Raw genomic sequence first — 8,040 nt, forward strand, 5'->3', positions numbered from 1 at the left:
CTATCCGACGCGCCGCCCAAGCTGTCAGGCCACGTGCGAGTCGCCGATAGATTTTCAGCGGGTAGTTGATCGCTATAACCCGCACCCTCTGCGGAAATACACCTGACACCACATAAGGACTTCGCGGGACGCTTTGATAGACGTCCCGTTGAGCTGCCCAGACGGCGACGGGCAACGGCTTTCCCCAGTGTTTGTCTAGAATTTTCAACACGACCGCTTCCGCCTCAAAAGGTAAGACTTCGAACAGCGTGCCAACGTATGCGCGTGCCCCGGCGAAAGTCATATCTCCCGCTAGGCGATGCCACGACAGACAGGCGTTGTTTGCGATCACCGGCGTCCCGACGTCTGCAATCGTTTGAAATGCGAAAAGCAAATTGCTGTCCGACATTTTCATTGCAGATGATCCCACTACACGCGGCACCGTTTCTTTCTTTACCGGCTTAAGTTCGTTTGGGCCTTGTGCGGTCAGTCGAGTGAAGTCCCACATTGCAGTCCCAACATGCAACTTCGCTTTTGCCCCGGGATCGGACCAATCAACGCCGTCCAACGAGATAAACCGGATGAATTGACCAACTTTGAGCATTTCCGGATCATCTGTTCGAGCGATGCCAATGGCAATGTCTACTACCAGCACGCGCGCGATGCCTTCGGAATCGGTAAACTCATACGTCCATCTATATCCGTTGCTGTCGCCGCAATGTGTCGCGATTACCAAAAGGTCGAAAGGAAAATGCTCGAGCATTTCCGATACGTGCCTAACGTTTGCGCCACCGTCTTTATAAACTCGCACGAACGCTCGTCGCGGCTCAAGTAAGCGCACCGCAGCCTCGATTTCGGGAGCTGGAGTCGTCCCGGGATCTACGAGTGTGACGACACCTGTCCCGGCGGTTCCTTCCTGCTCTGCTGCGAAGCCATTTACGACTGCGCAGCCTAAATCCGGGTAATCAAACAAATGCGTGGTGGGATACTCAGGGTAAGAAAATCCGTAAGGCAACCCGCCTATAAATGTGATGGACCCTTTTTCCGGGATCGGAAGAGAGCCACACATGGTCAAAAGTTCTTCACGTAACCTCCGTTGAGCTTCTGCGGGCGAGACGCCCGAGTCCTTGTCGCTTAACTTGTAAAACGCTTCCAAGATGTCATCCACGCGTTCGCGGGTGACGGCGGGAATAAGGTGCAATCCCGCATCTAGGGCGTACGCGTAATTAGCAGCGATGACTTGAGAGATTTCCTCGCCGTCTTCGCAGACCACAAGATGGCCGCTCTTCGATGGAACAGAATGAGTTGGCGACGAGTGTTTTTCGAACTTAATACCACGCCTTTCACGAAGGGCCTGTAACAGGCCAATTCCAATCCTGTCTGCGCCCCACACCAAGGGCTCCTGGTCGATGTTGGATGACATTGTCGGTAAGTCTATGTCGCTATCTATTCGGCGAAATTGAATGCCTTTAGCACGCGATACCGAAAGTCTCATAAGATCGGCGGACTCGTCAGACAATCCTGCCACGAACACGTTCTTCGACTTGGACCGCGCTACCAGATTGTGTCGCCGCACCACCTCAGCATCTTTGTCAGGGCGTTGAATACGCGGACCATCGCATACCGGGAGATACGATCCGCGCCGTGCGAAAGCGCACGACAGCTTTGCGGCGAGCTGTGCATCGTCAGCGAAAATAATCGTGTCTGAAATCTTTGGACAATCCATGTCGCAGCATCAAAGTTTTGCGCTGGAAAAGTAAAGAAAAAACAATATCGCTTCGAGGTATTACACTCGAAGCAACTCTTCCCAGCTCGTTGTATAGCGCGGCGAAATGTAATCTCGCCGCAGCTTCCAAGCCTGCCGCCTGCCGGATGATGCGTATGTCAGGGTACCGCGACCGTAATACGCATTCAGACTATCGAGGGCTTTCATAAGCGATTTGGACCGGCTGTTGTCCGGCGCGGTCCAGAGATCGCCTTGCACACGCTCTGCCGGGGCGAGATCGAGCAACATCACGCCCGCTTTCTTGTACCGGAAGCCGCTTTTGTAGATGGCGCGTATGACGGTGTTCGCCGCCTTGGCGAGTGTGCCGGTGTCTGCGCTCGCGACCGGCAGGCGGATCGCGCGTGTTACGTTGTATTGCGGGTCGGTGGGCTTGAAGCGGTTGGTCTCCACGAAGACAGACAGATGCGCGGTCGCTAGGTTCTGGCGGCGCATCTTCTCCGCTGCCCGTGCCACGTAGCTGGCGACCGCTTCCTCCATTTCCTGTAAAGACGTGATCGGCCTGCCGAACGAGCGGGACGCGATGATGCTTTTGCGGTCTGGCACATGATCCTCCAGATCGAGGCAGGACACGCCGCGCAGCTCCAAGACCATGCGCTGCATCACGACGCTGAACCGTTCGCGGATAAATGCCGGGTCGCATTCGCGCAGTTTCAGCGGGGTTGTAATTCCTAAGTCGGTCAGACGCTGCGCCATGCGGCCAGCCACGCCCCAAAGATCGGTCAGCGTCATACGGGAGAGGGTGCGTTCAATCTCGGCTTCCTCGGTCATTACGTAGACCCCTGCACGGTCGAGGTCTTTTTTTGCAAAGCGGTTCGCGACCTTGGCTAACGTCTTGGTCGGGGCGATCCCGACCGATACCGGGATGCCGGTCCATTGCAGGACCGTATGTCGCAGATCGGCACCGTGCTGTTGAAGCCGGTTGTCGAACCCGGCAAGGCCCAGGAATGCCTCATCAATGGAATACACTTCGAGGTCTGGCGTGAAGCGGGACAGGACTTGCATGACGCGCCCGCTCATATCGCCGTAGAGCGTGTAGTTGCTGGACCGTACGACAACGCCTTCGCGCTCGAATAGCTCGCGGCTCAGGTGCCAAGGCGCACCCATTTCCACACCAAGGGCCTTGGCCTCGTTCGACCGGGCGATGACGCAGCCATCATTGTTGGACAGGACGACAACAGGCTTGCCGCGCAAGCCCGGCTGGAAGACCCGCTCGCACGATGCGTAGAAGTTGTTGCAATCAACGAGCGCGAATATCTGGGACATGCAGGGTCAGAGCATACGAATGGAATTCGTGACGACGCCCCAAATCTCGAACGACATGTCTTCCGTGATTTCTGTGTCCTTGTAGGTCGGGTTCTCGGCTTGCAGCCACACCCGCGCACCGCGTTTACGGTAACGTTTGAGCGTGAAGCCGCCGTCCACCAGAGCGAGGACCACGCTCTTGTCCTTCGGATTACGCGAGCGATCCACGACCGCGATGTCGCCCGGGAAGATACCGACGCCGGTCATGCTTTCGCCCGCAACGCGCACAGCGAAGGTTGAGGCCGGGTTCTCAATCAGCAGCTCGTTGAAATCGAGCGGACGATCCATGTAATCGTCGGCAGGAGACGGAAATCCCGCTGGCACATTCCCGCTCGCGAACGGGACGCGCATCGTCATACGCGCCTCAATGTCGATCAGGGACTGGATATCACCCGTATGTAATCCCCGGGCCGCGATGACACGCGCCATCTTCGCGACATCGACCGGCAGCCGTATGACGGTCGTCGGTTGCCCGGAAGGCCGTCCTCTTCTGCGTAGTACCTGTCCCATGCCGCTCCCCGAATTTCTGTTACAGATATTCGGGGCAAGGTCAGACGCTTGTCCAGCACGTTCTGCCAGCCCCTGCATTTCTGCGGGGGAAAGCGGCATTACCTTGGTCTGGTTAGGGACAAGGGTTGGAACGAATCGGAAGGAACTTAGCCGCTCAGGCTTTGGCGACCGTGCAGAAGCGCAGCAGAACAACCGACAGGACGACATTGAGCAGAGAAATCACGCTCAGGGTTCCGTAAGCCAGACGCGCGCCGCCGGCGTCGATCAGCAACGCGCCGAGCGTCGGAGCCGCCGCCATGCCAATCAGGATCGGCAGGCCGAGCTTTCCCATCAAGACCGCATAGCGCGACGGACCAAACAGAACGAGCGGCACCGTGCCGCGCACGATTGAGCTGATGCCGTTGCCCGCGCCGTAGGCGATCAGCGCAGCCGCAATCAGCGGAAGCCCCGACCACAGAAGCAGGATGCCGAGCGCGACGAGGATCACGCCGATGAGCATGGTCCAGAGCGGATGAAAGCGACGGCCAATCGTCATCTCTATGACGCGGGCAGAAACTTGGGACGGTCCGATCAATGCGCCCAAGGCCACGGCAGCGGCGAGTTCGATGCCGCGCGTTTGCAGCAGCGTGACCAGATGCGTTGAGACCATGGACAGGATGACGGCCCCGAGCGTCAGGATGATGCCGAGCAGCACCAGTGCCGGAAACTGTTGAGCTTGTGGCAACTCTGATTTGCCCGCTTCCTTGACTTTGTCGTTCGCGATCAGCTCAGGTGGGTTTTTCGGCAGAAGCAATAGATAGGACGGCAGACCGACGAAGGCGTGAAGACCGGCATAGACCGCGCATGTTGCCCGCCAGCCGTATTGTTCAAGCAGCCAAGCTGTCAGCGGCCAGCAAACCGTGCTGGCGAAACCGCCGAACAACGTCACGGCGGTAATCATGCGCCGCGCGTCTTCGCCGTAGTGGCGGCCCAAGGTCGCAAAGGCCGGGTCGTAGAGACCAGCGGCCATCGCAAGGCCGATCACGAACCAGCCAGCGAGATAGACCGGCAGCACGGGGGCAAGCGCGAGGGTTATTAGGCCGATTGCAAACAGGACCGAGCTTGCCGCCAATACGGGCCGTCCGCCGAAGCGTTGGATCGTATGCCCGATGCGCGGCGACACGAGACCGGCCACCAGCAACGCCATGGACAGGCCGCCGACCACGAACGCAGACGGCCACTGCGTCTGCGCGATGATCGCGGGTGCCAATACGGTCAGGAGATAGAACGACGAACCCCATGCGAGGATTTGGAAGATACCCAGCGTGATGACGACGCTTCGGGACCGGGGGCCGCTCACATCGCCTCAAGACGCTGGCGGTGTTGCTTACCCACTTCTTCTTTGCGTTCGCTGTAACGGTCCGTCAGGTGGTCGGAGACGCCTCGCGTCAGGAGCGTGAATTTCACAAGTTCTTCCATCACGTCCACGATACGGTCGTAGTAGGACGATGCCCGCATGCGCCCGGCCTCGTCGAATTCTTCGTAAGCCTTCGCGACGGATGACTGGTTGGGGATCGTAATCATCCGCATCCATCGCCCCAGCACGCGCAACTGGTTCACGGCGTTGAACGACTGGGAGCCGCCGCTGACCTGCATGACCGCCAAGGTCTTGCCCTGCGTCGGGCGCACCGCGCCGAGCGCAAGCGGTATCCAGTCGATTTGCGATTTCATCACGCCGGTCATCGCGCCGTGGCGTTCCGGGCTGCACCAGACCTGACCTTCTGACCAGGTCACGAGGTCCCGTAGTTCCTGAACCTTGGGATGATCGACCGGCGCCCCATCTGGCAATGGCAGGCCGGTCGGATCGAATATGCGCGCTTCCGCGCCGAACGATTCCAGCAGGCGCGCCGCTTCTAGCGTCGCAAAGCGGCTGTAGGAGCGTTCGCGCAGCGATCCGTACAGGAGAAGAATGCGGGGCTTGTGCGTGTTTTGCGCCTTCAGTTTGTCCGCGTCCGGCATCGCGAAAGCGTCATTGACGATATTGGGAAGGCTTTTCAAATCAGACATGCGGACTCGGCGGCTTTGGTTTTTGCACGACGACTTCGCCGTCTTCTTTAGTGAAACTAGTCAGCGGACGATCCAGAAGGTCCAGCACAGCTTCCGAAGGACGGCACAGGCGCACGCCCTTGTCCGTCACGACAATCGGACGGTTGATAAGGATGGGATGCGCCATCATGAAGTCGATGAGCTGGTCGTCGCTCCATGTGGGATCGCCCAGATTTAGCTCCGCGTAAGGCGTGCCTTTTTCGCGTAGGAGCTGGCGCGGCGTGATTTGCATCGCGTCCATCAATTCCAGTAGACGCTCCCGCGTCGGTGGGTTCTTCAAATATTCGATCACGGTCGGCTCTTCACCGCTTTGCCGGATCATCGCCAGCGTGTTGCGGGACGTGCCGCAATCAGGGTTGTGATAAATCGTAACGCTCATAGCTGCGCTTCTTTCGCCAAGGGTTTGTTCGTGATTTTCTCGTTGAGCAGCCACGCCATCACCACCAGCCCGGCGACCGCGCCGATCAGTTCGGCGATGATGAAGCCCGGCAGATCGACCGGGCGGATGCCCGAAAACGTGTTGGTCAGTGAGCGAGCAATGGCAACGGCAGGGTTGGCGAAGGATGTCGAAGCCGTGAACCAGTACGCCGCCGTGATGTAGAGCCCGACCAGCCACGGCACTGACCTGTGCTCGAAACGAATGCCGCCCAGAATGACCGCGATCAGACCAAAGGCGGCGACGGCTTCAGCCAGCCATTGCGGCGACCCGGTACGTATCTTGGTGGAGAATTCGACCAGCGGCAGGCCGAACATCGCGTGCGCGAGGATCGTCCCGGCAATAGCACCGAGGATTTGCGCGACGATGTAGCCTGCGCAATCGCGCGGTGACAGGACACCTTTCAGGGTGAAGACCAGCGAGACAGCCGGGTTGAAATGCGCCCCCGAGATCGGGCCCAAGATCGTGATCAGAACGACAAGGATCGCGCCCGTGGGGATCGTGTTGCCAAGCAACGCAAGCGCGGTGTCCTTGGTCAGCGTCTCGGCCATGATGCCCGAACCCACGACCGTGGCGACCAGCAAGGCCGAACCTAATGCTTCTGCGAACAGACGGCGGGAGAAAGGAAAGCCCTGCATCTAGCCCGCACGCGACCGTTGATCGGTCGAGCCCTCCGCACTGCCGATCTCGCGCAGCTTCGTGCCGAGCGACAGCTTATCGAGGCTTTCGAGCGGCAGATTGGCGAACAGTGAAATGCGGTTCTTCAAGTAACGCGCTGCGTCCGAGAACGCTTTCTCGATGACGATGTCCGGTCCCTGGACGGCCGCCGGGTCTTCAATGCCCCAATGCGCCGTCATCGGCTGGCCGGGCCACACCGGGCACGCTTCGCCCGCCGCGTTGTCGCAGACGGTGAAGACGAAATCCATCACGGGCGCGTCGGAGCCCGCGAACTCCTGCCAGCTCTTTGAGCGCAGACCATCTACCGGGTAATCGAGCGCGTTCAGAACCTTGATGGCGAATGGATTGACGGTGCCCTTGGGTGTGCTTCCCGCTGAATAAGCGTTGAAGCGACCGTGGCCGTCCTTGCGCAGGATCGATTCTGCAAGGATCGAACGCGCGGTGTTGCCGGTACAGAGAAACAAGACGTTGTATGTGCGCTCAGGCATAGGCTTTCTTCCTCTTCTTGGCGGGGGCTGGCGTGCAACAGGTTTGCGCTATCGCAGGGGTACAGATTTGCGGATGACCTGCGCAGCAGTCTTCCATCAGGAACTGGATCAGACCCGAGAGCGTCTCGTAGTCGGCGGCGTAGATAATCGAACGCGCTTCGCGGCGGGATGAAATCAGCCCGGCGTTCTCCAGCTCCTTCAAATGGAACGAGACGTTCGAGCTGGAGACTTCCGCTTCCTGCGCCACCGCACCGGCAGCCATGCCGTCCGGCCCGGCCTTCACCAGCATCCGCACGATGCGCAGCCGCGTTTCCTGCGAGAGGGCCGCAAAGGCTGATTGCGCTTGACGTTCTTTCATCGATGATCCAATATTTCAAGAGATATTGAAATGAGGATAACGCTTATGCTCGCCCCTGCCAAGACCCTTCCTGAAGAAATTACGACCGCCGCGTTGCTCGACACGCTGGCCGGACACAAGGACAAAGCCCTCGTGTTTCACTATGACGGCCAAGACGTGAAGCCGAGCTACCACGTCACTGAGGTGAAGAGCGGACACTTTAACGCGCTCGATTGTGGCGCGAACCCTGAAAGCTGGCATGAGACGTTCATCCAGCTCTGGGACATCGTTGAAGACAACCGCGGTCACATGCCGGTCGGGAAATTCCTTGCGATCATGCGCAAGGTCACGGAAGCGGTGCCGTTCTCACTGGACGCGAAGTTGACCTTCGAAGTCAGTGATGGCGTGAAGCCGATGCAGCTTTACAAAGCGGATGAGA

At 58.9% G+C, this 8,040-nt stretch carries 10 protein-coding genes; 1 reads left to right on the forward strand and 9 read right to left on the reverse strand.

Annotation, left to right across the window (positions count from 1 at the left end):
* The 9 genes from AB7F49_RS36260 to AB7F49_RS36300 form a co-directional block, all read right to left on the reverse strand.
* Positions 1 to 1,705 (reverse strand): hypothetical protein (locus AB7F49_RS36260; protein WP_428531815.1); only part of this gene is annotated, 1,705 nt, incomplete at its 3' end.
* A gap of 60 nt (positions 1,706 to 1,765) precedes the next feature.
* Complete coding sequence (locus AB7F49_RS36265; RefSeq protein ID WP_428531818.1) at positions 1,766 to 3,028, reverse strand: Y-family DNA polymerase; 1,263 nt, start codon at positions 3,026 to 3,028, stop codon at positions 1,766 to 1,768.
* Between the two features lie 6 nt (positions 3,029 to 3,034).
* The gene (locus tag AB7F49_RS36270) at positions 3,035 to 3,496 is read right to left on the reverse strand and encodes a LexA family protein (protein WP_428531821.1); all 462 of its coding nucleotides are present in this window, start codon (positions 3,494 to 3,496) and stop codon (positions 3,035 to 3,037) included.
* A 235-nt stretch (positions 3,497 to 3,731) separates the two neighbouring features.
* Positions 3,732 to 4,916: an MFS transporter gene (locus AB7F49_RS36275; RefSeq protein ID WP_428531824.1), complete on the reverse strand. Its 1,185-nt coding sequence runs from the start codon at positions 4,914 to 4,916 to the stop codon at positions 3,732 to 3,734.
* Complete coding sequence (gene arsH, locus AB7F49_RS36280) at positions 4,913 to 5,623, reverse strand: arsenical resistance protein ArsH (protein WP_428531827.1); 711 nt, start codon at positions 5,621 to 5,623, stop codon at positions 4,913 to 4,915. Before arsH ends, AB7F49_RS36275 begins: the two co-directional genes overlap by 4 nt.
* Positions 5,616 to 6,041 carry an arsenate reductase (glutaredoxin) gene (arsC, locus tag AB7F49_RS36285; RefSeq protein WP_428531830.1) on the reverse strand — a complete coding sequence of 142 codons (426 nt, stop codon included), beginning with the start codon at positions 6,039 to 6,041 and terminating at the stop codon, positions 5,616 to 5,618. Before arsC ends, arsH begins: the two co-directional genes overlap by 8 nt.
* Positions 6,038 to 6,736 carry an aquaporin gene (locus AB7F49_RS36290; protein ID WP_428531833.1) on the reverse strand — a complete coding sequence of 233 codons (699 nt, stop codon included), beginning with the start codon at positions 6,734 to 6,736 and terminating at the stop codon, positions 6,038 to 6,040. The genes arsC and AB7F49_RS36290 overlap by 4 nt, the downstream gene beginning before the upstream one ends.
* Complete coding sequence (locus AB7F49_RS36295) at positions 6,737 to 7,264, reverse strand: arsenate reductase ArsC (protein WP_428531836.1); 528 nt, start codon at positions 7,262 to 7,264, stop codon at positions 6,737 to 6,739.
* Entirely contained in the window at positions 7,257 to 7,622 is a 366-nt protein-coding gene (locus AB7F49_RS36300) for an ArsR/SmtB family transcription factor (protein WP_428531839.1), read from the reverse strand. The genes AB7F49_RS36295 and AB7F49_RS36300 overlap by 8 nt, the downstream gene beginning before the upstream one ends.
* A gap of 45 nt (positions 7,623 to 7,667) precedes the next feature.
* Between AB7F49_RS36300 and AB7F49_RS36305 the strand changes: the two genes are divergently transcribed.
* Positions 7,668 to 8,040: DUF6428 family protein (locus tag AB7F49_RS36305; protein WP_428531841.1), on the forward strand; the 373-nt coding region annotated here is incomplete at its 3' end.

Source organism: Pseudorhodoplanes sp. (assembly GCF_050250235.1).
GTDB lineage: Bacteria > Pseudomonadota > Alphaproteobacteria > Rhizobiales > Xanthobacteraceae > Pseudorhodoplanes.

Coding starts and splice junctions, on each gene's coding strand:
- AB7F49_RS36265 (WP_428531818.1), bottom strand. CDS start 3,028: ATGTCCCAGATATTCGCGCTCGTTGATTGCAACAACTTCTACGCATCG.
- AB7F49_RS36270 (WP_428531821.1), bottom strand. CDS start 3,496: ATGGCGCGTGTCATCGCGGCCCGGGGATTACATACGGGTGATATCCAG.
- arsH (WP_428531827.1), bottom strand. CDS start 5,623: ATGTCTGATTTGAAAAGCCTTCCCAATATCGTCAATGACGCTTTCGCG.
- arsC (WP_428531830.1), bottom strand. CDS start 6,041: ATGAGCGTTACGATTTATCACAACCCTGATTGCGGCACGTCCCGCAAC.
- AB7F49_RS36290 (WP_428531833.1), bottom strand. CDS start 6,736: ATGCAGGGCTTTCCTTTCTCCCGCCGTCTGTTCGCAGAAGCATTAGGT.
- AB7F49_RS36295 (WP_428531836.1), bottom strand. CDS start 7,264: ATGCCTGAGCGCACATACAACGTCTTGTTTCTCTGTACCGGCAACACC.
- AB7F49_RS36300 (WP_428531839.1), bottom strand. CDS start 7,622: ATGAAAGAACGTCAAGCGCAATCAGCCTTTGCGGCCCTCTCGCAGGAA.